Source organism: Janthinobacterium sp. BJB301, assembly GCF_002735685.1.
Taxonomy (GTDB): domain Bacteria; phylum Pseudomonadota; class Gammaproteobacteria; order Burkholderiales; family Burkholderiaceae_D; genus Janthinobacterium; species Janthinobacterium lividum.
Map to the genome: position 1 here is coordinate 306,293 of NZ_PDZJ01000001.1, position 24,138 is coordinate 330,430.

The following is a 24,138-nucleotide window of genomic DNA, read 5'->3' on the forward strand; positions in this document are numbered from 1 at the left end:
TATGAAGAGCGAACGTAGGTCGGATTAGGCGGGGCCGCCGAGGCCAAAGGCCGTAATCCGACATTCATCCGATTACTTCTTGGTGTAGGTATTGAGCCAGTCCAGCACCGTGTGATGCCACAGCAGCGAGTTCGCCGGTTTCAGTACCCAGTGGTTCTCGTCCGGGAAGACCAGCAGCTTGCTCGGGATGCCCTGGCGCTGCAGTGCCGTGAAGGTGCCCAGGCCTTGCGCGGTGGGGATGCGAAAATCCAGGTCGCCCTGGACCACCAGCATCGGCGTCTTCCAGTTCTTCACGAAGTTGACGGGATTGAACTGCTCGTGCTTGGCTGGCGCATCGTAGTACGGGCCGCCGTTTTCCCATTCCGTGAACCACAGTTCTTCCGTTGCGTAAGCCATGCCGCGGTTGTCGAACACGCCGTCGTGGTTGACCAGGCACTTGAAGCCGTCCGGCCAGTTACCGGCGATCCAGTTCATCATGTAGCCGCCGTACGACGCGCCCAGCGCGCAGCTGCGTTCGCGGTCCAGCCACGGGAATTTCTTGGTGGCCGCTTCCAGGCCCTTCTGCAAGTCGACCAGCGGCTTGCCGCCCCAGTCGCCGCTGATGGAATCCGTGAACTTCTGGCCATAGCCGGTCGAACCGTGGAAGTCGATAAAGACGGTGGCGTAGCCGGCGCCCGCATACACTTGCGGATTCCAGCGGTAGCTCCAGCTGTTGCCAAAGCTGCCTTGCGGGCCGCCGTGGACGAGGAAAGCGACCGGATACTTTTCACCGGCCTTGGCATTCCATGGCTTCATCACGTGGCCGTAGACGGTTTCGCCATTCGCGCCCGCGAACGAGAACTGCTCATATTCGCCGAAGCGCACGTCGGCCAGGGCTGCCGCATTCTGCTTCGTCAGCTGGACCATCGGCGCGTTTTCCGACTTGGCGTCGAGCTTGCGCGTGTACAGCTGCGCGCCCGAGGCCAGGTTGGCTTGCGCCAGCACGATGGTATTGCCGCGCACGTCGAAGTCGCCCACGGCGCCCTTGCCCGTCAGCGCAGCGACCTTGCCGCTGGCCGCGTCGATGTGGAACAGGCGGTGCTGGCCCACGTCATCGGCGGCGACGAGGAAAGCCTTGCTGTCAGGCGTCCAGCGGAAGTCGGCCACGGAACGGTCCCAGTCATCGGCCACGGTGCGCTTCTTGCCGGTGGCGACATCCATCAGCACCAGGTGGAAACGGTCCGCTTCGAAGCCCGGCTTGGTCATGGCGACATAGGCCAGGGTGCGGCCATCGGGCGAGTAGGTGGCTTTGGCATCCCAGGCCGGATTGTCGGCGGTGAGATTGCGTGGCGCCTGGCCGCCAGCGGCAGGAATCGTGTAGACGTCGAAGTTGGTCGACCACGATTCCGTGCGGCCGGCCACGCGCACGGAGAAGGCCACCGTCTTGCCGTCCGGGCTGAAATGGTATTCGCCATTGTCGCCGAACGGTTTCGATGGGGCGTCGCCGTCCAGGGTGCCGCTCAAGCTCACGGGCGTGGCGCTGACCTTGCCGGTGGCGTCGATCGGCGCCGAGTACAGCGCATTGCGGCGGCCATCGGCCCAGGTATCCCAGTGGCGCACGAACATCTGGTCGTAGACCATGCCGGTCGCCTTGTTTTTTGCTTTTTCATCGAGGCGCTTCTTCGTGCAGGCGATGTCCGCGCAATCGAGGAAGACGCCCATGCTGAAGGCCAGGCGGTCGCCCTGCGGCGACAAGCGGTAGGTGTCGACGTCCAGCGCCAGGTCGGTGACCTTGGCCGCTTCGCCGCCGTTCAGGGGCAGTTGCCACACTTGCGAGGAGCCGGAGCGGCCAGAGAGGAAGTAGATGGCGTCGCCGTTCGGCGACCATTGCGGGTCGCTGGCGCTGGCATCGCCGCGCGTGAGCTGGCGCGGCACCGCGTTCGGCGCGCGCAGGTCGATCATCCACAGCTGCGTGTTGCCGCGGTTCTTGTCCAGGTTGGTGGTGCGCACCGTGTAGACGACGCGCGTGGCGTCCGGCGACAGCACGGGGCTGCCCACACGTTCCATGGCCACCATGTCTTCCACGGTGAAACCGCGCGGCGCGGCCAGCGCAGGGATGGCTGCGGTGGTGGCCATGGCGGCACTGAATGCTCCCAAGAGCAGCAGACGTAAACTCATTCAAACTCCCGATTCTTATGACGACGTTATCGATATGGTATTGACGTGGCCGGCTGTACCGCCGGCAGCCCGACATCATAGCAATAAAGACGCGCTTGCTGCGGGAGTTGACCGCCGGTTAGCCGGCCGGCAGTGCCAGTTGGTCGAGCGCCACATGGCTCAGGAAGCCGCCCTGGCTGGTGGCCGGCAAGCCCGCCTCGATGGCGTGGGCAAAGCGGATGCCGGGGTCCTGTTCCAGCGTGGCCAGCAGGCGCGCCACGTGCGGATAATGGGCCAGGCTGGCCAGCTGCAGCGGTTCGGCCCAGCGCGCCGTGGCGGCCAGGTAGGCGTCGGCGATGGTCGGTGCCGTGTCCGAGGCCAGCCAGGCGCGGCCAGCGAGCAGGCGCTCCAGGTGCGCCAGGCTTTTGTTGACCTTGTCGACGGCCATCTCGCGCCACACGGCCGCACGCGCATCGTCCGGTGCCGCGCGCGATGCCTGGAAGGCGGGCATGAAGGCGGCATGGAAGGTCGTGTGCAAAAAGGACAGCACGCTGTTCAGGCGGTCGTATTGCGGCGTGCCTTGCGCAAAGCCCAAGCCTGTGTGCGGCGTGCGGGCGGCGATGTGTAGCAGGATCGCCATGCTTTCCAGCAGCGGCGCGCCCGCGTGCGTGAGCAGGGCCGGCGTCTGGCCCAGCGGATTGATGGCGAGAAAGGCGGGATGCTGCTTGCTGGCCGGGTCGCGCGCTTCCACGCGGGCCAGGCGATACGGCAAGCCGCTCCATTCGAGGGCGGCGATGGCGGCAAACGAGCAGCCGAAGGGCACGCTGTAGATCAGGGTGGTTTCCAAGTCGACACTCCATGTCGGTTGAGGGAAGGGCAGTCTAGCTGCTATGGTTATTATTTGGAAGAAGGCAGAATAATGTGGTATAGGTACATTTTTTATACCAGATCGCCATCATGAAACAGAATGTCTCCGGCTGCGCCGTGGAAGAAGCCATGCGCCTGCTGGGCGGGCGCTGGCGGGTCGTGCTGCTCAGCTATCTGATGGCGGGGCCGAAGCGCTTCAGCGAAATCCGCCGCGCCGTGCCGAACATTTCCCAGCGCATGCTGACCCTGGACTTGCGCGCGCTGGAAGAGGCGGGCTTGCTGACGCGCACGATCTACGCGGAAGTGCCCGTCAAGGTCGAGTACCAACTGACGGACGAGGGCTTGCGCTTGCGCGAACTCGTCGAAATGCTGCGGGGCATCGGCCTGCGCCTGCGCGGGCAGGCCGATGCGGGCGGCGCCTTTCTCGCGCCCGATGCGGTGAATAATTCCCTATAGAAACAGCTGATTTGATGCAAAGTGCTAGACTGCCGGCCTTTGATCACTACTCTCGACACCCATGCGCCTGACTTCCCTCGCCCTGACCGCCGCCGCCCTGTTTGCCGCCTTGCCGGCCCAGGCGGCCACCATGCCGACGCTCGAACAAATCCACGCCGCCGTGCAGGCGGGCGTAGCCAAGACCCGGGCCAAAATGCAATCGACTGTGCCGGTACCGATCGCCGTCAAGGTCACCAGCTTGACCGGCTGCCAGGATTCGCAGGAAGTGCCGGGCGAAGTGGTGTGCCTGGTCGCCATGAGCGCCGGCATGCGCGATGCTTTCATGGTGCTGCCGCTGCGTAACGAGAACGGTAGCTGGGTGGGCGTCGAGCGCAAGGACGCCAAGTTCGCGGGACCGTCGCCGGCCGAGGCGCAAGCCATGATCCGAAGCTGGGCCAAGGACGAAGTGGCGCGCAATCCGGAAGCGGCCAAGGATGTGCAGATGCAGGAAGCGCAGACGACCATGCAGGTCAAGGCCGTCAATGAGTGCGACGTCAAGCGCAAGACGGGCTATCTCGTATGCGATACGGAATTGAGCGTGCCGAGCCGTCCAGAAGGCATCAAGACGGAACTGACGTTCATGCTGGAAAACGGCAACTGGCGTTACGTGCCACGCTAAACGCTACGCTGTTTGCCGCCGGGACAGTCACGCTGTTCCGGCATCGCTCCCGCCATTCCCCAGCGGCCACGCCGCCATCTGCAATCTTTGCAGATTCGCAAGGCAATTTCGCCAGTAAAAATTGCCCATTTAAATTAATAATTAAATATTAAAATTAATGTATCGATGCGGACTGCCGCCGGCGCGGCGTTGTCCGGCGTTTTGCTTCTTTCCCGCTCCCGCACGGGCTACAGCCAAGGATCCGACCATGCGACTCAATCTTCCCGTCAGTGATACCGAGATCAACCTGAGCGATACCGAGACCATCGTCTCGACTACCGACTTGCAAGGCAATATCACGTATGCGAACCCGTATTTCATCGCCGTCAGCGGCTACAGCGCGGAAGAATTGATCGGCGCGCCGCAAAACATCCTGCGCCATCCGGACATGCCGGTCGAAGCGTTCGCCGATTTCTGGGCCACCATCCGCTCGGGCCGCTCATGGAGCGGCATGGTGAAAAATCGTTGCAAGAATGGCGATTACTACTGGGTGCTGGCGAACGTGACGCCGGTGGTGGAAGACGGCGTGGCCGTCGGCTACATGTCCGTGCGCACCAAGCCTACGCGCCAGCAGGTGGCGCAAGCATCCGCCCTGTACGCGCGCATCAAGGCGGGGCAGGCCGATGGCATCGTCATCAGCCAGGGCGCTGCCGTGCGGACTGGCTGGCTGGCCAGGCTGGCGAGCCTGCGCGACCTGCCGCTGGGCGAGCGCATCGGCTGGAATTTGGGTTTGCTCAGCCTGGTATTGCTGCTGCAACTGGCGTGGAATGCGGGGGCGTTGCCGGCCGGTGCGGGCGGCTGGCTGACGGGCCTGTCCGTGGTGGCCCTGTGCGCGACCTTGTATTTCTGGCACAGCTTGCATCGTGCCGTGCTGCAACCCTTGCAGCGGGCGCGCCAGGCCTGCGACGTGATGGCGGGCGGCGACCTGACGGGCGAGCTCGACACCACACGGCGCGACGAGATGGGGCAGTTGCTGCGCTCGCTGCGCCAGTTGCGCGTGAACCTGCATTCCATCGTTGGCGACGTGCGCGGCAATTTCTTGCGCATCAGCATGGCCAGCCAGGAAATCGCCGCCGGCAATATGGACTTGTCGGGCCGCACGGAAGCGCAGGCGTCGGCCCTGCAGCAGACGGCGTCGAGCATGGAGCAGCTGGCGGCCACGGTGCAGCAAAACAGCGGCAACGCCGTGCAGGCCAGCGACATGGCGGGCAAGGTCCACGGCCTGGCAGGGCGCGGCGGCGAGATCGTCGGCCAGATGGTCAACATGATGGCGGACATCGACGCTTCATCGAAGAAGATCGGCGACATCACGGGCATCATCGAAGGCATCGCCTTCCAGACGAATATCCTGGCCCTGAACGCGGCCGTGGAAGCGGCGCGCGCGGGCGACCAGGGGCGCGGCTTTGCCGTGGTGGCGGGCGAAGTGCGCAGCCTGGCCCACCGCAGCGCGGCGGCGGCCACGGAAATCAAGCAATTGATCACGGCGTCGCTGGCGCAGGTGCAGGCGGGCGCGAAGCTGGCGCAGCAGGCGGGTGCCAGCAGCGCCGAAATGCTGGGCGCCGTGCAGGGCGTGCATGGCATCATGGAAGAGATCGCCTCGGCTTCGCGCGAGCAAAGCCACGGCATCGGCCAGGTCAACATGGCCGTCACGCAAATGGATGAAGTGACGCAGCAGAACGCGGCGCTGGTCGAGGAATCGGCGGCCGCCTCGGCCTCGCTGCAAGACCAGACCTTGCAGCTGGAGCAGGCGATGGCCCTGTTCAAGCTGGAGCGGCGGCGCGGCGGCCCGGCTACGCCCGTGCGGGCGCCAGAGCGTCGCGTCGCCACCGCGCTACAGCAGCCGCTCTGACAGGGCCTTGAAGGGAACCTTGGGGACGAGAAAGGCGAACGGCTTCGAGACGGGTGGCAACTGCCCCAGCAAGCCGCAGTCGGCGCGCAAGGCCGTCAGCGCTTGCACTTGATCCACGTCAACGGGCAAGTCGATTTCGCCGAAGACCAGCTTGCCGTTGCGCGGCACGTGGGCAATGGCCGCATCCTGGCAAGCGAGGAAGGCGACGGCGTCGCGCCAGTTGCCGAACAGCGCTTGCCAGTCGGCATCGAGGGTATGGTCGGCCACGATGTCCGCCTGAACGTCCAGCGATGGCGCGCTGCCGGCGCCGCCTGCAATGCTGCAGCGGGCTTGCGTGGGCGTGACTTCCAGCGTCATGCCGTCGGCCAGGTGGGTCGGCAGGATGTCGCTGAACAGCCGCGTGCCCAGTGCATGCGGCAAGCTGTCCATGATGTTTTTCAAAAAGTACACGCAGGGCACGGCCGGCGCGCCCGGAGGCGTGTGGTCCAGGTACAAGCGCCAGTTGCTTTGCAGGGGCGATGGCAGCAGCTTGCGCAGCGGACCCGGCAGGGCAGGACCGAAATGCCCGTGACGGTAGGTCAGCACGGTAAATGGCGTCTTGCCGTCGCGCTGCCACAAGGTCGCGCCGGCGGGCAGCAGTTGCTGCGCGGCAGCGGCGTCGACCAGCCAGCTCACGTAGACGACGTCGCGCACGTCGCTGTGCAGGGTCAGGAAGGGCAGGCGCGACATGACGGCCTGGCGCAGGTTGGCGAAACGAGTGGAATTGGCGAGCGCGGCAAACAGGCGCCCTGGCCAGCCCGCGCGCGGGTGGCGGTAAGTGTTGTCTTGCAATTGGGAACTTTCAGATGCGGTGATGCAGGCGGACGGCGCCGCCTGCCGGATACATTACCTGTTTATTGCATGTGCCAGCCGTGACTCACTACTATTGACTGGCCGCTCAGGGCGTTCGACGGGAACGCTGCCAGGAACACGGCCGTTTGCGCCACGTCCTGCGTCGTGGTGAATTCGCCGTCGATGGTGTCTTTCAGCATCACTTTCTTGATCACGTCTTCCTCGCTGATGTTGAGCTGGGCCGCCTGTTCGGGGATTTGCTTGTCGACCAGCGGCGTGCGCACGAAGCCGGGGCAGATGACGTTGGCGCGGATGCCGTCTTTCGCACCTTCCTTGGCCACCACCTTGGCCAGGCCCAGCAAGCCGTGCTTGGCGGCCACGTAGGCGCTCTTGAATGGCGAGCCTTCGTGCGAGTGCACGGAACCCATGTAGATGATGGCGCCGCCGCGGCCGGCCTTGATCATTTCGCGCATGCAGGCGCGCGTGGTGAGGAAGGCGCCGTCCATGTGAATGGCCAGCATCTTTTTCCATTGATCGAACGGGTAGTCGACGACGGGGCTGATGATCTGGATGCCCGCATTGCTGATCAGGATATCGATGCCGCCGAAGTGGGCCGCCGCATCCGCCACACCCTTGTCGACTTGTTCTTCGCTGGAGACATCCATGGCGACGGCAAACGCCTGGCCGCCCGACTGCTTGATTTCCTCGGCCGTCTTGCTGGCCGCTTCCAGGGCCAGGTCGGCGATAACGACCTTGGCGCCTTGTTTCGCGTATTCGATGGCCATTTCCTTGCCGATACCACTGGCGGCGCCGGTAATCAGTGCGACTTTGTCTTTGAGTTGCATATTAATCCTTTGCATTGCGGGTTGGAGTGATCGTGGAAAATCTGACTGCGCCAGTATAGCGAGAAAACGGGCCGCGCATGCCCCGCGCACGCCTAAGGGGCTTGCTGCTTGTCAAGCCGCTTGTCAAGCATTTCCTGTAGCCGCCAGGCGCCGGGATTGGTGCCCGCCCAGGTGCGAAACGCGTGATTGAACGCGCTTTGTTCCTGGTAGCCGAGCAGGAAGGCGATGTCGACCAGCGACAAATCCGGCTCGCGCAGATAGTCGCGCGCCAGGCCGTACCTGGCCTGGTCCAGCAGGGCCTGGAAGCTGGTGCCCGCGTCGGCCAGCTTGCGCTGCAAGGTGCGCGGCGTGACAGCCAGGGCGGCGGCAACGGCGGCCAGCCGCGCCGAACCCTGGCGCAAACCCGCCACGATGGCCGCGTGCACTTGCGCGTCGATGGCGCCGCCAGTGTCTGTTTCAGCTTCGCGCTGCGCCAGCAGTTGTTCCGCATGCTGGCACAGCACGGGGTACAGGCTGACGTCGGCGTTCGGCACGGGCCAGTCCAGCAATTGCGCATCGAAGGTGGCCGTGTTGGCGGGGGAGTTGAAGGCGGGCAGGCTGCCCAGCACGCGTAGGTATTCGTCGCGGTGCGCCGCGTGGCGCAGCAGGTCGCCGCCGCCATCGTGGCTGAACGCCAGTTGGGCCGGCGGCAGCGGCATGCCCGCCAGCCAGTCGCCGCAGACGCGGATGCCGGCAAAGACGCTGTCGACCAGGTGCCGGCTGGCGCCCGGATAATTGCTGGTCCAGCGGTAATGGGCGACGGCGCCATCGCGCTGCAGTGTCGAGCGGCCCAGGTCGTGCGCCAGCCGTTCATAGCGGGCCGTCTGTTCCAGCGCCTGGCCCACGTTGCTGCAACTGAGCAAAATCAAGCCATACGCGCTGTAGGTGCCCATGCGCACGCGCTGCCCCACGTGCAGGCCGAAATGCGCATCGCCCGCCAGTTGCGCGCCCGCATCGAGCAGGCGCACGTAGTCGCGCGCGGCGAGGCTGGGCGCGGATGCTTCCAGGCTGTGCGGCGCCACGCCGGCCGCCTGCGCCAGGCTGGCAGGCGCGATGCCGTGCGCGCCGGCCGCTTCGAGCAGCGGCTGCAGATAGGCGCCGGCGACCCGGCCGTCAGTACTTGTCATGATGGAACAATGCGATTGTCATGAAAAACCAATACCCTTCGTCTGTGGCGGCATATGCTATTGATCTAGCAAGAAAATCAGGCAAGAACAGTATAGCAAGCCGCCGTGGCGCGCAACTGGCCGAACACAGGGGATGTCGATGCAACGCTGGAATGGCTGGGGAGACGAGAGCATCACGTATGCGCTGAGCGAGGATGCGCTGGCTTTCTTGCGCGCGCGCCTGGGACCGGGCAGCGCCGTTGTCGACGCCACCTTCGACGATGCCTGTGCGCAAGTGCCCGCTTCGCGCCTGGCGCCGCATCCGCTGATCGACACCCAGCCTGCCACGCGGGTGCGCCATGCGCTCGGTCAAAGCCTGCCCGACTGGTTTAAATTACGCCATGGCCGCATCGGCGCCGTGCCCGATGGCGTGGCCTTTCCCGACAGCGCACTGCAGGTGCGCCAGCTGCTCGCGTATGCGCGCCAGGCGTGCGTGGCCGTGATTCCCCACGGCGGCGGCACCAGCGTGGCCGGGCATTTGACGGTGGCGGCGGGGCCGCGCCCCGTGCTGGCGCTCAGCCTCGCGCGCCTGTGCGCGCTGGGCCACCTGGACCGCGAGGCGCAGCTGGCCACGTTCGGCGCGGGCGTGTACGGCCCCGACCTGGAAGCGCAGCTGCGCGCGCACGGCTACACCCTGGGCCACTACCCGCAGTCGTTCGAGTACTCGACCCTGGGCGGCTGGATCGCCACGCGCTCGTCGGGCCAGCAATCCTTGCGCTATGGCCGCATCGAGCAGCTGTTCGCGGGCGGCGAAGTGGAAACGCCGGCCGGCACCCTGAGCATCCCCACGTTTCCCGCTTCGGCGGCCGGCATCGACCTGCGCGAAATGGTGCTCGGCTCCGAGGGCCGACTGGGCATCGTGACGCAGGCGACGGTGCGCGTCTCGCCGCTGCCCCCTTATGAAGCATTCCACGCCGTGTTTTTCGCCGACTGGGGCCAGGCGCAGGAGGCCGTGCGGGCGCTGGCCCAGTCGCGCCTTCCGCTGTGCATGCTGCGCCTGTCGAATGCGCTGGAAGCGCAAACCATGCTGACCCTGGCCGGGCATAAAAAACTGGTGGGGCTGCTGGAACGCTATTTGTCCCTGCGCGGCTGCGGCGAGGGAAAATGCATGCTGATGGTGGGCGTCAGCGGAGAAGAAAAACCGGCGCGCGCGGCCTTGCGCGGCGCCCTGGCGCTGGCGCGGCGGCACAAGGGCGTGCACGTGGGACGCCACATGGGCGACAAGTGGAAGCAGGGGCGCTTTCGCAACGTCTACTTGCGCAACGGCGCCTGGGAACATGGCTATGTCATCGATACGGTGGAAACGGCCGTCGACTGGCCGCGCGTCACGGCGATGATGGCGGCGCTGGAGCAGGCGGGCGCCAATGCGCTGGCGGCGCACGGCGAGCAGGTGCACGCCTACACGCATTTGTCGCACGTGTATGCGCAGGGGGCCAGCGTCTACACCACGTATGTGTACCGGCTGGCGCCGACCTTTGAAGACAACATGGCGCGCTGGCGTACTTTGAAAGACGCGGCCAGCGCGGCCATCGTCGCCAACGGCGGCACCATCAGCCACCAGCATGGCGTGGGCACGGACCACGCGCCCTGGCTGGCGGCGGAAAAGGGAGAACTGGGCATCGCCGCCATGCGCGCGCTGCTGCGCCAGTTCGACCCGCAGGGCATGATGAACCCCGGCAAACTGCTGCCTGACGCCGGAGGCCCATCGTGAACAGGGGGGATTTGCCTGGGATCCTGGCGCGCGAGTGGGATATCTTGATCGTCGGCGGCGGCATCACGGGCGCCGGCATCCTGCTGGAAGCGGCGCGGCGCGGCTTGACGGCGCTGCTGGTGGAGCAGCGCGATTTCGCCTGGGGCACGTCGAGCCGCTCGTCGAAGCTGGTGCACGGCGGCTTGCGCTACCTTAAGCAGGGCCAGTTCGCGATGACGCGCGAGTCGGTGCATGAGCGGCAAGCCTTGCTGACGGATGCGGCGGGGCTGGTCGAACCGCAGGGTTTTGCCTTTGGCGACTACACGGGCAGGAAGCCGGGGCGGCGCCAGTTCATGCTGGGCCTGGCCATCTATGACGTGATGGCGGGGCGGCGCGCGCGCCGCTATGTCGATGCGTCCGACTTTGCCATGCTGGCGCCGCATGTCAACCGCGATGGGCTGCGGGGCGGCATGCTGTACCAGGACGCCAAGACGGACGATGCGCGCCTGGTGCTGCGCGTGCTGCAGGAAGCGCGCCGCCATGGCGGCGTGGCCGTCAATTTCCTGGGCGTGGCATCGCTGCTGCATGACGACGGCAAGGTCGCCGGCGCCACGTTGAACGATGCGCTCGATGGCACGGTATCCACCGTGCGTGCGCGCCTGGTGATCAGCGCCACGGGCGCCTGGGCCGACGCCTTGCGCGGCCAGGTGGGAGAAAAGCCGAAACTGCGGCCCCTGCGCGGCAGCCATCTGCTGCTGCCCGCGTGGCGTTTGCCGCTGGCGCAAGCCGTCAGCCTGATGCATCCGCACGATGGCCGCCCTGTCTTTGCGTATCCGTGGGAGGGCGTGACCCTGGTGGGCACCACCGATGTCGACCATGGCGCCGGCCTGGACCTGGAGCCGGCCATCACGCGCGGCGAACTCGCATATCTGCTGGCCGCATTGCAGTGGCAGTTCCCGCAGCTGGCGCTGGGCGAAGGCGATGTGCTGGCCACGTTTGCCGGCGTGCGCCCCGTGATCGGCAGCGGCCAGCTTGACCCGTCGAAGGAAGCGCGCGAACATGCGCTATGGCTGGAAAACGGCTTGCTGACGGTAGCGGGCGGCAAATTGACGACGTTCCGCGTGATCGCCCTCGACGCCTTGCGCCGCGCGGCCCCGCTGCTGCCGGGCTGGCAGGCGGATTTGCGTCCGCTGCCGATTTTTGACGCCACGCCGCCCTTGTCGGGCAAGGCCCTGGCGCTCGATGGCGAACAGCGCGAACGCCTGCTGGGCCGTCATGGCGCTGCCGCGCAGGCGCTGTGCGATGCGGCGCAGGACGGCGAACTGGCGCCGATTCCCGGCACGCAGACCCTGTGGGCGCAGCTGCGCTGGGGCGCGCGCATGGAAGACGTGCAGCATCTGGACGACTTGCTGCTGCGGCGCACGCGCCTCGGTTTGCAGCTGGCTGGCGGCGCGCTTGCTATCATGCCGCGCTTGCGTGCCATCTGCCAGCATGAACTGGGCTGGGATGACGCGCGCTGGGAGGAAGAGCGGCAGCGTTACCTTGCCCTGTGGCGCCGCCATTACAGCGTGCCGCAAGGCGCATGAAGCAACGATAAAAACTATAAAAGAGGAGAACATCATCGAAACCACCCTGTTTGGCCAGCCCCTGGCGCTGGGCGACGCCCGCATCACCTACGACAGCCTGTCGCCGCTGGACTTGCGCCAGCCCGTGGACGTCCTGCTCGATGACCTGGGCGAAGACCTGCTGCAAATCACCTGCGCGAATGGCGACATCGTCGATGTGGGCTGGTATCCGGCATGGAGCGAGCAGGGACGCCTGCGCGTGGTGGCCGTGCGGGGACAGGACTGGGAAGCGCCCGTGTTCAGCGCGCAGCCTGACAAGGATCCGCAGGCGCTGCTGCAAGCGTTGCGCGCCGCGCTGGCCAGCGTGGCATAAGCCATGGCTTCCCTGGCGGACGATGGTCCGTATATCCTCTCCATCGATAATGGCACGCAAAGCGTGCGCGCGCTGCTGTTCGACCGGGACGGCAAGCTGGCGGCCAAGGCGCAAGTGTTCCTGGAAGCGTACTATTCCGACCACCCCGGCTGGGCCGAGCATGACGCCGACGGCTACTGGCAAGCCGTGTGCGAAGCATGCCAGCAGCTGTGGCGCGGCACGGACATCAATCGATCCTCGGTGGCCGGCGTGGCCGTGACCACGCAGCGCGGCACGGTCGTCAATGTAGATGAGGAGGGGCAGCCCTTGCGGCCCGCCATCACCTGGCTGGACCAGCGCAGCACGCGCGACATCCCGCAACTGGCGCCATGGTGGCGCGCCGCCTTCCGCGCCACGCGCCTCGATGGCACGATCGCGTACTTCCGCCGCGAGGCCGAGATCAACTGGATCAGCGCGCACCAGCCCGACATCTGGCGCCGCACGCACAAATTCCTGCTGTTGTCGGGCTTCTTGAACCATCGCCTCTGCGGGTGCTACGCCGATTCGACCGGCTCGCAAGTGGCGTACATCCCGTTCGACTACAAGCGCCATGCGTGGGCCGGGCGCTTCGACTGGAAGTGGCAGGCGCTGGCGATCAAGCGCTCCATGCTGCCCGAGCTGGTGACGCCGGGCACGCGCATGGGCGCCATCACGGCATCCGCCGCCGCGGCGACGGGCATCCCGGAAGGCACGCCCCTGCTGGCGGCGGCCGCCGACAAGGCGTGCGAGGTGCTGGGCGCCGGCTGCGTCGAGCCGCATGTGGCGTGCCTGAGCTACGGCACCACGGCCACGATCAACACCACCAACCGCAAGTACGTGGAAGTGACGCGCTTCATTCCGCCGTATCCGGCCGCCATGCCGGGCGCCTACAGCACGGAAGTGCAGATCTTCCGCGGCTACTGGATGGTCAACTGGTTCAAGGAGCAGTTCGGCGACCGCGAACGGGCGGCCGCCGCCGAAGACGGCACGGGCCTGTCCGCCGAAGCGCTGTTCGACCGCCTGGTCGACGCCGTGCCGCCCGGATCGATGGGCCTGATGCTGCAGCCTTACTGGAGTCCCGGCATCAAGGTGCCGGGCCCGGAAGCGAAGGGCGCCATGATCGGCTTTGGCGACGTGCACACGCGCGCGCACATCTACCGCGCCATCCTCGAAGGCCTCGCGTATGCGCTGCGCGAAGGCATGGAGCGCATCGAGCAGCGCAGCGGCATCGCCATCACGGAGCTGCGCATCGCGGGCGGCGGTTCGCAAAGCGACTCTGCCATGCAACTGACGGCCGACATCTTCGGCTTGCCGGCCGCGCGCGCCCACGTGTATGAAAGTTCGGGCCTGGGCGCGGCCATCGCCGCCGCCGTGGGCCTGGGCTGGCATGCGGACTTTCCCGCCGCCGTGCAGGCGATGACGCGCAAGGGCAAGGTATTCCAGCCGCATCCCGAGCACCGCAAGATCTACGAACAGCTGTACCGGCGCGTGTACCGCAAGATGTATGCGCGGCTGCAGCCCCTGTACCGCGAGATCGCCGACATCACAGGCTATCCGGAATAACTACGCATTAAATCGTATTGCGAATCATTCGCATTTTGATATATGATGTGTTCCGCATTTCACTAAGGCAACTTATCCCGGTGACTGCAATGCGCCGCCGGCCATGCGCCGGCGGCGTGTCCGCGCGGGCAGAGTTCGCCGCAACGCTTCCTTCAACGCCGCCGCTTGATCGTGCACCGCCTTCCTCTGCCCCAGCATTTTTTCATTCCAGAAGCATCAAGCAGTAAGCAAACCCAGGCAAGGATAGCGATGAAGAGCAGCAAAAATGGATTGACCCCGCTGGCCGCCGCGCTGGCGCTGGCATTGGGCGGAGCGCACGGCCATGCGTGGGCGGCGGCGATGGCCGACAAGGCCGACGCCGTGCAGATGCCCGCCATCAGCGTGTTTGGCGACGCCATCAGCGCCGGCACGGCCGGCCGTTCGTACATCAACAGCGCCGATATCGAACGCCAGCAGGCCGACAATGTCGCATCCTTGCTCGACACCTTGCCTGGCGTGGACCTGGCCGGCACGGCACGTCCCAGCGGCCAGAGTCTCAATATCTGGGGCTTCAATAAAGTCCAGGACGTGAAAGTCATCCTCGACGGCGTGCCCAAGGGCTTTGAAAAATACCGCCAGGGTTCCATCTTCATCGAGCCGGAACTGATCAAGCAGATCGAGGTGAACAAGGGCGCGCATACGAGCTTGTACGGCAATGGCGGCTTCGGCGGCGTCATCACGGTCGAGACCAAGGATGCGCAAGACTTGCTGGAAGGCGGCGAGAAAGTGGGCGCCATGGTGAAGTACTCGCGCCACTCGAACAATGCGGAAAACGACGCCACCGTGGCCGTCTACGGCCGCACGGAAGATGGTCGCTTCGATGCGATGGCCTTCACCACGCAGCGCAAGTCCGACGATTTGCGCAAACCAGATGGCAAGCCATTCCGCTTTTCCGCCATCGACGCGCCATCGAGCCTGGCCAAGCTGAATATCCGTTTGACGCCGGAACAGCTCCTGACCCTGACGGCGATGAAGAGCGGCAGCACGGGCTGGGGCCCGTTCGCCGCCATGGGCGAGGACGTGCCCACGCCGACCGAGGCGGAGATCCGGAAGTACGGACTGGAAGAGGCGTGGCAGCGCAAGGCCGTATACCGCGACCAGGACGACGATACGTATTCCGTGAAGTGGCAGTACGCGCCGCAGGACAATCCATGGATCAAGCTGACGGCCAGCGCCGGCTATTCGCACACGGACCAGCATGACAAGCGCCTGCCGTCCGCTTCGCTGGGCTCCTACCTGGGATCCCTGGGCAACGAGAGCTGGGCCTCGTACGTGGACCGCATTGCGGAGGTGCGCAACGAAAGCGTGTTTGCGACGGGCGCCATTTCGCACGTGCTGCTAACGGGCCTGCAATGGCACAAGAACGTGCGCGACACCCTGATGTACTACCCGTCGTCGACGGCGCTGAAGGATCCCAGCTACAACTACGGCTACTTCCAGCCCTACTACATGCCGGCCGGGCGCCAGGAAACCACGGGCCTGTATCTGCAGGATGCGATGACGTATGGCGACCTGACGGTGACGGCGGCGCTGCGCCACGACCGGGTCGTTTCCGAGGGCGTGCCGAACAAGGCGTCGCGCTACAACAGCCCGCTGGCGGCGGCTGGCCACGACTTCAGCGAAAAGACGCACGAGGACTGGTCTCCCCGCCTGGGCCTGTTCTGGAAGGCGTCGGGCAGCGTGGCGCTGTTCGGCGACTTGAGCCGCACCTGGCGCGCGCCGACGATCGACGAGATGTATTCGAACGAATACTATGTGTCGTCCAGGCTCGGTTCATCGACGCCGGGCACCAGCCGCGACCTGGCCGTCGAGCGGGTGACGGCTGTGCGCACGGGCGTCATGCTGCACCGGCAGAACGTATTCATGGAGCGCGACGACGTGCAGCTGCGCCTGACGGCGTACCGCAACAAGGTCAGCGACAATATCGGCCCGCGCCTGGGCATCCTGATCGAAGGCTATGTGCCGGGATCGGGCAAGGTGCCGCCAGCCCTGTCGTCCTACCGCAATCTGGCCGGTTTCCACACGCAGGGCGTGGAAGTCGAGTCCTACTACAACTCGCCGCGCCTGTTTGCCAGCGCTTCGTTGTCGAAGCAGCGCGGCACGCGCACCGGTTCCCAGCGCGACCCGTGGGGCCAGGACGAACCCGTGTCGACCATCGCGCCGGATAAATTGATGGCGGGCCTGGGCTGGCGCATGCCCGACCTCGGGGCCAGCATCGGCTGGCAGGGCCGCTTCGTGGCGAAGCAGGACCGCGTCCTGCCGGTGGGGAATGTCTACCGCCTGCCGCCATCGAAAGGCTATGCGCTGCACACTCTGTTCGCTTCGTGGCATGGCAGGCAGGGAGTGTGGCGCGGCACGGAAGTACGCTTGACGGTCGATAATGTCTTCAACCGCAACTACATGCCGTACCTGAGTGAAGCCGTGACGGGCGTGGGGCGCAATGCGAAACTGAGCGTGTCGAGAAAGTTCTAACGTAAAACGAGCGCCTTGACCGTTTCCCAGGCTGTGCTGCCCGACTGCGTGGCGCGCACCTGGTTGCGCCCCTCTTCCTTGGCCACGTACAGGGCGCGGTCGGCGGCGACGAACAGCACCTTGCGGTCGTCCAGCTGGTGCGGGTGGATGGTCGCCACGCCGATGCTGACGGTGATCCATGGCGAGGTGCCAGATCGGGGGTGCGGCAATTGCAGTGCCTCGATGTGCACGCGGATGGCTTCGGCCAGGTGCAGGGCGCTTTCGGCATCCGTGTCGGCGAACAGCAGGACGAATTCCTCGCCGCCGTAGCGGGCCGCCAGGTCGCCCGGGCGGGCGGCGTGCGAGGCGATGGCCTGCGCCACCTGCTGCAGGCAGCTGTCGCCGGCCGGGTGGCCCAGGCTGTCGTTGTACAGCTTGAAGTGGTCGACGTCGAGCACCACCAGCGACAGGGCGCCGCCGCCGCGCACGGCGCGCTGCCATTCCTTTTCCAGGAAGCTGTCGAAATGCCGGCGGTTGGCGATTTTTGTCAGCGGATCGAGGTAGGCGGCGCGCTGCAAGGCGTCTTCCGACTGCTTGTGGTGCGTGATGTCGTGCAGCAGGCCGATATACAGGGGCTGGCGCAGATACATGGGCGTCAGGGTCAGGTCCATGCACAGTGTCTCGCCGTTACGGTGGCGGATCGCCACTTCGCGCGTGCCGTGGTTGTGCGCCTTCTCGGGATTGGCCGCGTACATGGCGAAGTAATCGAGGTATTCCTGCGTCACCAGGGGACTGAGCAGTTCGCCGATGGAGCGTCCGGCCAGTTCGTTTTCGCGGTAGCCCAGGTACTGGTCGCAAGCCGGGTTGGTGTACTGGATGCGGCCATCGGCTTCGATGATCAGCAAACCCTCGGCCATGTTGTTGACGATGGTGCGCAGGCGCTCGGCCTGTTCCTGCTGGTTTTCATTGTTGCTGCGGATTTGCAGCTGGGCGCGCACGCGCGCGCACACTTCGGCCATGCGCAGCGGCTTGCTGATGTAGTCGACGGCGCCGCAGTCGAAGCCGGCCACCACGTCTTCCGTTTCCGTCTTGGCGCTCATGAAGATGACGGGAATGCGCTGCGTCAGCGGATGCTGCTTCAGGCGGCGGCACGTTTCGATGCCGTCCATGTCCGGCATCAGCACGTCGAGCAGGATCAGGTCCGGGTGGGCGCGCTGGGCGATCGCCAGCGCCCGCTCGCCGGACGTGGCGACATAGGTTTGATAACCCTGTTCGCTCATCAGCTTGCGCAGCAGCTCAAGGTTGGCCGGCGCATCATCGACAATCAAAATGGCGGCGTTGCGCCTCTGGGAATGCTCCACACTGCCTGGACTCATTGCTTCCGGCCTTCTCGATGTACTTTGCGATGCCAGCGTTTGCTGCACTTTAAGTGATGCTGACTGGGTTCAAATCGGATACAGCGGTCAAATCATACCGCTTTGCTAATTTTTTGGGTGGAAAAATCGATGGTGCACGAGGCGGTAAAATATTATTATTTTAATATTTTTATGAATAAATACACGCAGTTGCCATCGTGAAGGCGGTTTTTAGCGGAAAAGATGCGTGCCCTCTGGCGCTGGGGGCAGCAGTGACACGCCCCGCGGCAGCGGGGCGTGAAGAGGCGAGTTACATTTTTGCGGCGATCAGTTTGCCCAGGATGGCGATGCCTTCGCGGATGCGTTCCGGCGGCACCGTCACGAATGACAGGCGCAAGGTGTGCGTTTCCGGCGTGTTCGCGTAGAACGGCGCGCCCGGCACGAAGGCGACCTTGTTGGCGATGGCTTCATCGAGCAATGTCATCGCGTCGATGTGCTTCGGCAGGGTGACCCAGATGAACATGCCGCCTTCCGGTCTGGTCCACGTAACGCCGGCCGGGAAGTGCTCTTCCAGCGCCGACAGCATGGCCTGGCACTGGTTGCCGTACAGGCTGCGGATGCTGGGGATATGGCGGTCCAGGAAGCCATCCTTGATCACTTCATGCACGACCATCTGCGTCAGCTGCGACGTGTGCAGGTCGGCCGCCTGCTTGGCCAGTTCCAGGCGGCGCACCAGCGGCATCGGCGCCACCACGTAGCCGAGGCGGATGCCCGGCGTGAGCACTTTCGAGAACGAACCCATGTAGATCACGCCGTCCGGATTCATGTTGATCATCTTTGGATACGGCTCGCCGCTGTAGCTCAGGGCGCCGTACGGATCATCCTCGATCAGCGGCAGGCCGTGGCGGGCGCAGGTTTCCACCAGCTCCACGCGGCGCGCCACGGACAGGCTGCGTCCCGTCGGGTTCTGGAAGTTCGGCAGTGCGTACAGCAGGCGCGCGCCATCGGCGACGGGGTTGACCGACGACGGCACCAGGCCTTCGTCATCGGTGTCGACGGAAACGAATTCGGGACGGTAGACGGAAAACGCCTGCAGGGCGCCCAGGTAGCTGGGGGTTTCCACCAGTACCTTGCTGCCTTCGTCGATCAGGACCTTGCCCAGCAAGTCCAGCGCCTGCTGCGAGCCGGACGTCATCAGCACCTGTTCCGGCATGATGGTGCTGCCGTTGCTGGAGAGCGAGTCGGCGATCCACTGGCGCAGCGGCAGGTAGCCGTCGGTCGGGCCGTATTGCAGGGCCACTTTGCCATTGTTCGACAGGACCTTGTCGAAGGCGGTCTTCATTTCTTCCACGGGGAAGGTGGCGGGCGAGGGCAGGCCGCCAGCAAACGAGATGATCTCGGGACGCTGCGTGATCTTCAGGATTTCGCGGATGAACGAGCTTTGCAGCTGTTCCGCGCGTTCGGCAAAGCGCCATTGGATCGGATTCGGATTTTCAATTTTCATACGAGTCTCACAGAAGATGCCGAGCTGCGCCGGCTGGATTTGTTGGCCCGCTTGTGGCGGTGCGTGCGCAAGCGGCGCCGGATAGGCGTCGCCATGGTGCTGCGGTATTGTACGGCTTGCACGCTGCTCTGCCCATCCGCACGCGCAACGGCGTTGCAAATGGGCGTCAAGGCACTTTACTTCAGCTTGCGTCCTATGCCTACCACGGCGATCACGGCGCCGGCAAACAGCAGGCTTTCGCCCGTCAATGGCTCGTTCAGCAGCACGGCCGCGCCCACCAGGGTGAGGAAGGGCTGCAGCAGCTGCGTTTGTCCCACGCGCGCCACGCCGCCCAGTGCCATGCCCCGGTACCAGAAAAAGAAGCCGATAAACATGGAAAACACGGAAATGTAGGCAAAGCCCAGCCAGGCCGCGCCGCTGGCCTGCGCCATCAGCGCGCGCTGCGGCCAGGCGTTCCACAGTACCACGGGCAAGACAAAAGGCACGGCCAGCAGCAGGGCCCAGGAAATCACATGCTGGCCCGGCATCGCTTGCGCCAGGCGCCCCCCTTCGGCATAGCCGAGTGCAGCCAGCAGGACGGCGGCAAAGATCAGCCAGTCCGCCAGGTGGAAGCTGCCGCCGCCCTGGCGCAGCGCGAAGGCGACCACCAGCGCCGTGCCGAGCAGGGCCATCAGCCAGAAACCCGGCGATGGGCGCTCCTTGCCGCGCAGCACGGCAAACACGGCGGTGGCCAGCGGCAGGATGCCCACCAGCACGGCGCCGTGCGAGGCGGGCAGGCTGCGCATGGCGATCGAGGTCAGCCAGGGAAAACCCAGCACGCAGCCCAGCGACACGAGCGCCAGCGGCAGCCACTGTTCGCGGCGCGGCATAGGCGCGCGCTGCTGCCATAGCCACAGGCCGGCCAGGGCGGCGGCCACCAGGGCGCGGCCCAGGGCGACAAAAGTGGGGTCGAGTTCGGCCACGGCCAGCCGCGTAAAGGGCAGGGTCAGGCTGAAGAGGGCGACGGCGATCAAGCCCAGCAACAGGCCTGTGCGGTCGGCGCCGAGGCGCGGGAGGGAACTGGGGGAGGTGGTGGCGTGCGATGGCATGGCTGTCCTGGTGCGAGTGGCGTGGAATAAAAACGGGCAGATGTGGATGAATGTGCCCGGTACTGCTATCCTAGGGCTCAATAGCAATACAGTACAAATACACTTTCACGCATAATTCCACATACTGTCATGGTCATATGAGCAATACACTTCCCTTGTTGTCGCGTGCCTCGGGCGAAACCCTGATCGACCAGATCACGCGCTCGCTGGCGGCGCGCATCGACGACAAGCTGCTGCGCGGCGGCGCGCGCATGCCCTCGATCCGCCAGTGCGCCGCCAGCCTGGACGTGTCGTGCGCCACGGTGGTGGCCAGCTACGACAAGCTGGTGGCGCGCGGCTACCTGGAATCGCGGCGCGGCGCCGGCTTTTTCGTGCGCGAGCGCTCGCCCCTGAATACGCCGGCGCCGCCCGCTGGCGCGCAGGACGCGGTGGCGCAGCCGATGGACGTGGTGTGGCTGATCCGTAACATGTTCCGCCAGACGCCGGCCATCCCCGCGCCCGGCACCGGCATGCTGCCTGCCGAGTGGCTCGATGGCGACCTGGTGGCGCGCGCCTTGCGCGACGTCAGCCGCCAGCCTGGCAGTTTGCTGCTGGGCTACGGCACGCCGCAGGGTTTCCTGCCCCTGCGCCAGCAGTTGCAACTGAAACTGGCGGGACTGGAAATCGCCTGTCCGCCCGAGCAGATCGTCACCACGGTGGGCGTGATGCAGGCGCTGGACCTGGTGGCGCGCGAGTTCGCCCGCCCCGGCGACACCATTTTCGTCGACGATCCCGCGTACTGGCTGATGTTCGGCGCCTTTGCCGCCATGGGCATGAACGTCATCGGCATCCCGCGCCTGGGTGACGGCCCCGATATCGCCGTGCTGGCCGAGCTGGCGGCGCTGCACCGCCCCAAGCTGTACGTGATCAACTCGGTGCTGCACAACCCCAGTTCGACCTCGCTGTCGGCAGCCAAGGCGTTCCAGGTGCTGCGCCTGGCCGAACAGCACGATTTCCTCATCGTCGAGGATGACATCTATTGCGACATGCACCCGGGCGCAGCCGGTCTGGTGCAGCCGGCCACGCGCCTGGCCGCGCTGGACCAGCTGCGCCGCGTGATTTACCTGGGCGGCTTTTCCAAGAGCCTGGCGGCGAACCTGCGCGTGGGCTTCATCGCCACGTCGCCGGAGCGGGCGCAGCGCCTGGCCGACCGCAAGATGCTGGCCACCTTGACCACCAGCGACATCGGCGAACGCGTCGTGTATAAGATCCTCTCGCAGGGGCTGTACCGCAAGCATGCGGAGCGCCTGCGCGCGCGGCTCGACAAGGTGCGCGAGTGTACGTACCGCAAGGTCGAACAGGCGGGCTTGCGTTTCGATCCCGCACCGGCCGGCATGTTCGTGTGGGCCGATGCGGGCTGCGACACGAATGTCCTGGCCGAGAAGGCGCTGGCCGAGGGGCTGGTGCTGGCGCCGGGCAGCCTGTTTTCGCCGCGCCAGCTGCCATCGACCCGCATGCGCCTGAACCTGGCCACGGTGCAGGACGAGCGCATCTGGGCATTTTTTGCCCGCGCACTGGGCTAAAACAGCACATTTGCCGGGGGCTCTTGAAATCGCTTGTACCATCCCCAACTCCGTAGAATCCGTCCCATCCACAAGACTATGAGGTAAAAATGGCTGTCTCCGAAAAGCAAACCCTGGGTTTTCAGACCGAAGTGAAGCAAATGCTGCACCTGATGATCCATTCCCTGTACTCGAACAAGGAAATCTTCCTGCGCGAATTGATCTCGAACGCGTCCGACGCGGCCGACAAATTGCGCTTTGAAGCGATCGATAACGACGCCCTGTACGGCAACGATCACGAATTGAAGATCAAGGTCAGCTTCGACAAGGATGCGCGCACCATCACCATTTCCGACAACGGCATCGGCATGACCCGTGACGAGGCGATCTCGCACCTGGGCACCATCGCCAAGTCGGGCACCAAGGAATTCTTCGGCAAGCTGTCGGGCGACCAGCAGCAGGACGCGGCCCTGATCGGCCAGTTCGGCGTGGGCTTCTATTCGGGCTTCATCGTCGCCGACAAGATCACCGTCGAAACGCGCCGCGCCGGCGTGGACGCCTCCGAAGGCGTGCGCTGGGAGTCGGCCGGCGAAGGCGATTACAGCATCGAATCGATCGACAAGCCGTCGCGCGGCACGGACATCATCCTGCACCTGCGCGAAGGCGAGGACGAATTGCTGTCGAGCTGGAAGATCAAGTCCATCATCCGCAAATACTCGGACCATATCTCGCTGCCGATCGTGATGCAGAAGGAAGAGTGGGACGACGAGAAAAAAGAAACCGTCCTGAAGGACGAATTCGAAACCGTCAACCAGGCCAGCGCCCTGTGGGCCCGCAACAAGGCCGACATCACGCCGGAACAGTACGACGAATTCTACAAGCACGTGTCGCACGACTTCCAGTCGCCGCTGACGCACACGCACAACCGCGTGGAAGGCCGCAGCGAGTACACGCAGCTGCTGTACATCCCGGCCAAGGCGCCGTTCGACATGTGGGACCGCAACAAGCGCGGCGGCATCAAGCTGTACGTCAAGCGCGTCTTCATCATGGACGATGCCGAGCAGCTGATGCCGACCTACCTGCGCTTCGTGCGCGGGGTGATCGACTCGGCCGACCTGCCGCTGAACGTGTCGCGTGAAATCCTGCAGGAGTCGCGCGACGTCAAGGTGATCCGCGAAGGTTCGACCAAGCGCGTGCTGGGCATGCTGGAAGAACTGGCGAACGCCGACGAGCAGGACAAGAAGGACAAGTACGCCGTCTTCTGGAAGGAATTCGGCCAGGTGCTGAAAGAAGGCATCGGTGAAGACGCGGCCAACAAGGAACGCCTGGCCAAGCTGCTGCGCTTTGCGTCGACGGCCAACGACAGCGACGAGCAAATCACCTCGTTCGCCGACTACGTGGCGCGCATGAAGGAAGGCCAGGACAAGATTTACTACGTCACGGCCGACAACTACGCCGCCGCCAAGAACAGCCCGCACCTGGAAATCTTCCGCAAGAAGGGCGTCGAAGTGCTGCTGCTGACGGACCGCGTCGATGAATGGATGCTGTCGTTTATCCAGGACTTCGAAGGCAAGGAACTGGTCTCCGTCGCAAAAGGCGGCCTGGACCTGGGCGCGCTGGAAGACGAAGCGGAAAAGAAAGAGCACGAAGAAACGGAAACCTCGTACGCCGACCTGGTGGGCAAGATGAAGACCGTGTTGGCCGACAAGGCCAAGGACGTGCGCGTGACGTTCCGCCTGACCGATTCGCCAGCCTGCCTGGTGGCCGATGAAAACGAATTGTCGGGCAACCTGCTGCGCATGCTCAAAGCTGCTGGCCAGAGCGCGCCGGAATCGAAGCCGATTTTGGAAATCAACCCGAACCACCCGCTGGTGACGCGCCTGAAATACGAAGATGCCGAAGGCGGCAAGTTCGGCGACTGGGCCAACATCCTGTTCGACCAGGCCATGCTGGCCGAAGGCGGTTCGCTGGCCGACCCGGCCAGCTTCGTGAAACGCCTCAACGAATTGCTGCTCAATTCGGCGAAGTAAACGCCTGGCTGTCGACGTAAGCAAGCCGGCCCTTT

18 protein-coding genes are annotated in these 24,138 nt (G+C 65.0%); 10 read left to right on the forward strand and 8 right to left on the reverse strand.

From position 1 onward, the window contains the following. Window positions 1-72: 72 nt before the first annotated feature. Both CSQ91_RS01435 and CSQ91_RS01440 read right to left on the reverse strand, forming a co-directional pair. Complete coding sequence (locus CSQ91_RS01435) at window positions 73-2,157, reverse strand: S9 family peptidase (protein WP_099387175.1); 2,085 nt, start codon at window positions 2,155-2,157, stop codon at window positions 73-75. Window positions 2,158-2,275: 118 nt separating this feature from the next. Beyond that, window positions 2,276-2,983: a glutathione S-transferase family protein gene (locus CSQ91_RS01440; protein ID WP_099387176.1), complete on the reverse strand. Its 708-nt coding sequence runs from the start codon at window positions 2,981-2,983 to the stop codon at window positions 2,276-2,278. 110 nt (window positions 2,984-3,093) lie between these two features. Here CSQ91_RS01440 and CSQ91_RS01445 point away from each other — a divergent pair, with 110 nt between their 5' ends. The 3 genes from CSQ91_RS01445 to CSQ91_RS01455 all read left to right on the forward strand — a co-directional run bounded on the left by CSQ91_RS01445 (window position 3,094) and on the right by CSQ91_RS01455 (window position 6,005). Further along, window positions 3,094-3,459 (forward strand): winged helix-turn-helix transcriptional regulator, encoded by a 366-nt coding sequence (locus CSQ91_RS01445; RefSeq protein ID WP_099387177.1) that lies wholly within the window; start codon window positions 3,094-3,096, stop codon window positions 3,457-3,459. Window positions 3,460-3,520: 61 nt separating this feature from the next. After that, entirely contained in the window at window positions 3,521-4,117 is a 597-nt protein-coding gene (locus CSQ91_RS01450; protein WP_099387178.1) for a hypothetical protein, read from the forward strand. 247 nt (window positions 4,118-4,364) lie between these two features. Continuing rightward, window positions 4,365-6,005 carry a methyl-accepting chemotaxis protein gene (locus CSQ91_RS01455; protein WP_099387179.1) on the forward strand — a complete coding sequence of 547 codons (1,641 nt, stop codon included), beginning with the start codon at window positions 4,365-4,367 and terminating at the stop codon, window positions 6,003-6,005. Here CSQ91_RS01455 and CSQ91_RS01460 read toward each other — a convergent pair. From CSQ91_RS01460 to CSQ91_RS01470, 3 genes are all read right to left on the reverse strand, one after another. Then, on the reverse strand, window positions 5,988-6,836 hold the full coding sequence (locus tag CSQ91_RS01460; RefSeq protein ID WP_099387180.1) for a DUF2071 domain-containing protein: 849 nt from the start codon (window positions 6,834-6,836) through the stop codon (window positions 5,988-5,990). The two genes, CSQ91_RS01455 and CSQ91_RS01460, sit on opposite strands and share 18 nt — an antisense overlap. A gap of 62 nt (window positions 6,837-6,898) precedes the next feature. After that, entirely contained in the window at window positions 6,899-7,681 is a 783-nt protein-coding gene (locus CSQ91_RS01465; protein WP_034777971.1) for a 3-hydroxybutyrate dehydrogenase, read from the reverse strand. 92 nt (window positions 7,682-7,773) lie between these two features. Then, the gene (locus CSQ91_RS01470) at window positions 7,774-8,847 is read right to left on the reverse strand and encodes an AraC family transcriptional regulator (RefSeq protein ID WP_099387181.1); all 1,074 of its coding nucleotides are present in this window, start codon (window positions 8,845-8,847) and stop codon (window positions 7,774-7,776) included. 139 nt (window positions 8,848-8,986) lie between these two features. On the opposite strand from CSQ91_RS01470, the gene CSQ91_RS01475 reads away from it, so the two are divergent. The 5 genes from CSQ91_RS01475 to CSQ91_RS01495 all read left to right on the forward strand — a co-directional run bounded on the left by CSQ91_RS01475 (window position 8,987) and on the right by CSQ91_RS01495 (window position 16,606). Beyond that, window positions 8,987-10,597, forward strand: coding sequence for an FAD-binding oxidoreductase (locus CSQ91_RS01475; RefSeq protein ID WP_099388523.1), 1,611 nt, complete (start codon window positions 8,987-8,989; stop codon window positions 10,595-10,597). Further along, complete coding sequence (locus tag CSQ91_RS01480; protein ID WP_099387182.1) at window positions 10,594-12,162, forward strand: glycerol-3-phosphate dehydrogenase/oxidase; 1,569 nt, start codon at window positions 10,594-10,596, stop codon at window positions 12,160-12,162. The genes CSQ91_RS01475 and CSQ91_RS01480 overlap by 4 nt, the downstream gene beginning before the upstream one ends. Continuing rightward, the gene (locus tag CSQ91_RS01485; protein ID WP_092610078.1) at window positions 12,119-12,514 is read left to right on the forward strand and encodes a hypothetical protein; all 396 of its coding nucleotides are present in this window, start codon (window positions 12,119-12,121) and stop codon (window positions 12,512-12,514) included. Before CSQ91_RS01480 ends, CSQ91_RS01485 begins: the two co-directional genes overlap by 44 nt. Before the next feature lie 3 nt (window positions 12,515-12,517). Beyond that, window positions 12,518-14,095: an FGGY-family carbohydrate kinase gene (locus tag CSQ91_RS01490; protein ID WP_180278313.1), complete on the forward strand. Its 1,578-nt coding sequence runs from the start codon at window positions 12,518-12,520 to the stop codon at window positions 14,093-14,095. Window positions 14,096-14,344: 249 nt separating this feature from the next. Continuing rightward, entirely contained in the window at window positions 14,345-16,606 is a 2,262-nt protein-coding gene (locus CSQ91_RS01495; protein ID WP_099387183.1) for a TonB-dependent hemoglobin/transferrin/lactoferrin family receptor, read from the forward strand. Here the strand turns inward: CSQ91_RS01495 and CSQ91_RS01500 are convergent. From CSQ91_RS01500 to CSQ91_RS01510, 3 genes are all read right to left on the reverse strand, one after another. Continuing rightward, on the reverse strand, window positions 16,603-17,961 hold the full coding sequence (locus CSQ91_RS01500) for a diguanylate cyclase domain-containing protein (protein WP_070278799.1): 1,359 nt from the start codon (window positions 17,959-17,961) through the stop codon (window positions 16,603-16,605). The two genes, CSQ91_RS01495 and CSQ91_RS01500, sit on opposite strands and share 4 nt — an antisense overlap. A 289-nt stretch (window positions 17,962-18,250) precedes the next feature. Beyond that, complete coding sequence (locus CSQ91_RS01505) at window positions 18,251-19,444, reverse strand: aminotransferase-like domain-containing protein (protein ID WP_070278801.1); 1,194 nt, start codon at window positions 19,442-19,444, stop codon at window positions 18,251-18,253. A gap of 176 nt (window positions 19,445-19,620) precedes the next feature. Beyond that, entirely contained in the window at window positions 19,621-20,532 is a 912-nt protein-coding gene (locus CSQ91_RS01510) for a DMT family transporter (protein ID WP_034777990.1), read from the reverse strand. Between the two features lie 137 nt (window positions 20,533-20,669). Here CSQ91_RS01510 and CSQ91_RS01515 point away from each other — a divergent pair, with 137 nt between their 5' ends. Together CSQ91_RS01515 and htpG are read left to right on the forward strand one after the other, a co-directional pair. Beyond that, window positions 20,670-22,094 (forward strand): aminotransferase-like domain-containing protein, encoded by a 1,425-nt coding sequence (locus CSQ91_RS01515; RefSeq protein ID WP_071653291.1) that lies wholly within the window; start codon window positions 20,670-20,672, stop codon window positions 22,092-22,094. Window positions 22,095-22,183: 89 nt separating this feature from the next. Next, window positions 22,184-24,103: a molecular chaperone HtpG gene (gene htpG / locus CSQ91_RS01520; protein WP_070257762.1), complete on the forward strand. Its 1,920-nt coding sequence runs from the start codon at window positions 22,184-22,186 to the stop codon at window positions 24,101-24,103. Window positions 24,104-24,138 lie beyond the last annotated feature (35 nt).

Excerpts from the sequence above, each read along its gene's own strand:
- CSQ91_RS01435 (WP_099387175.1), bottom strand. The coding sequence starts at position 2,157 with ATGAGTTTACGTCTGCTGCTCTTGGGAGCATTCAGTGCCGCCATGGCC.
- CSQ91_RS01445 (WP_099387177.1), top strand. The coding sequence starts at position 3,094 with ATGAAACAGAATGTCTCCGGCTGCGCCGTGGAAGAAGCCATGCGCCTG.
- CSQ91_RS01450 (WP_099387178.1), top strand. The coding sequence starts at position 3,521 with ATGCGCCTGACTTCCCTCGCCCTGACCGCCGCCGCCCTGTTTGCCGCC.
- CSQ91_RS01455 (WP_099387179.1), top strand. The coding sequence starts at position 4,365 with ATGCGACTCAATCTTCCCGTCAGTGATACCGAGATCAACCTGAGCGAT.
- CSQ91_RS01465 (WP_034777971.1), bottom strand. The coding sequence starts at position 7,681 with ATGCAACTCAAAGACAAAGTCGCACTGATTACCGGCGCCGCCAGTGGT.
- CSQ91_RS01470 (WP_099387181.1), bottom strand. The coding sequence starts at position 8,847 with ATGACAAGTACTGACGGCCGGGTCGCCGGCGCCTATCTGCAGCCGCTG.
- CSQ91_RS01475 (WP_099388523.1), top strand. The coding sequence starts at position 8,987 with ATGCAACGCTGGAATGGCTGGGGAGACGAGAGCATCACGTATGCGCTG.
- CSQ91_RS01490 (WP_180278313.1), top strand. The coding sequence starts at position 12,518 with ATGGCTTCCCTGGCGGACGATGGTCCGTATATCCTCTCCATCGATAAT.
- CSQ91_RS01495 (WP_099387183.1), top strand. The coding sequence starts at position 14,345 with ATGAAGAGCAGCAAAAATGGATTGACCCCGCTGGCCGCCGCGCTGGCG.
- CSQ91_RS01500 (WP_070278799.1), bottom strand. The coding sequence starts at position 17,961 with ATGAGTCCAGGCAGTGTGGAGCATTCCCAGAGGCGCAACGCCGCCATT.
- CSQ91_RS01505 (WP_070278801.1), bottom strand. The coding sequence starts at position 19,444 with ATGAAAATTGAAAATCCGAATCCGATCCAATGGCGCTTTGCCGAACGC.
- CSQ91_RS01510 (WP_034777990.1), bottom strand. The coding sequence starts at position 20,532 with ATGCCATCGCACGCCACCACCTCCCCCAGTTCCCTCCCGCGCCTCGGC.
- CSQ91_RS01515 (WP_071653291.1), top strand. The coding sequence starts at position 20,670 with ATGAGCAATACACTTCCCTTGTTGTCGCGTGCCTCGGGCGAAACCCTG.
- htpG (WP_070257762.1), top strand. The coding sequence starts at position 22,184 with ATGGCTGTCTCCGAAAAGCAAACCCTGGGTTTTCAGACCGAAGTGAAG.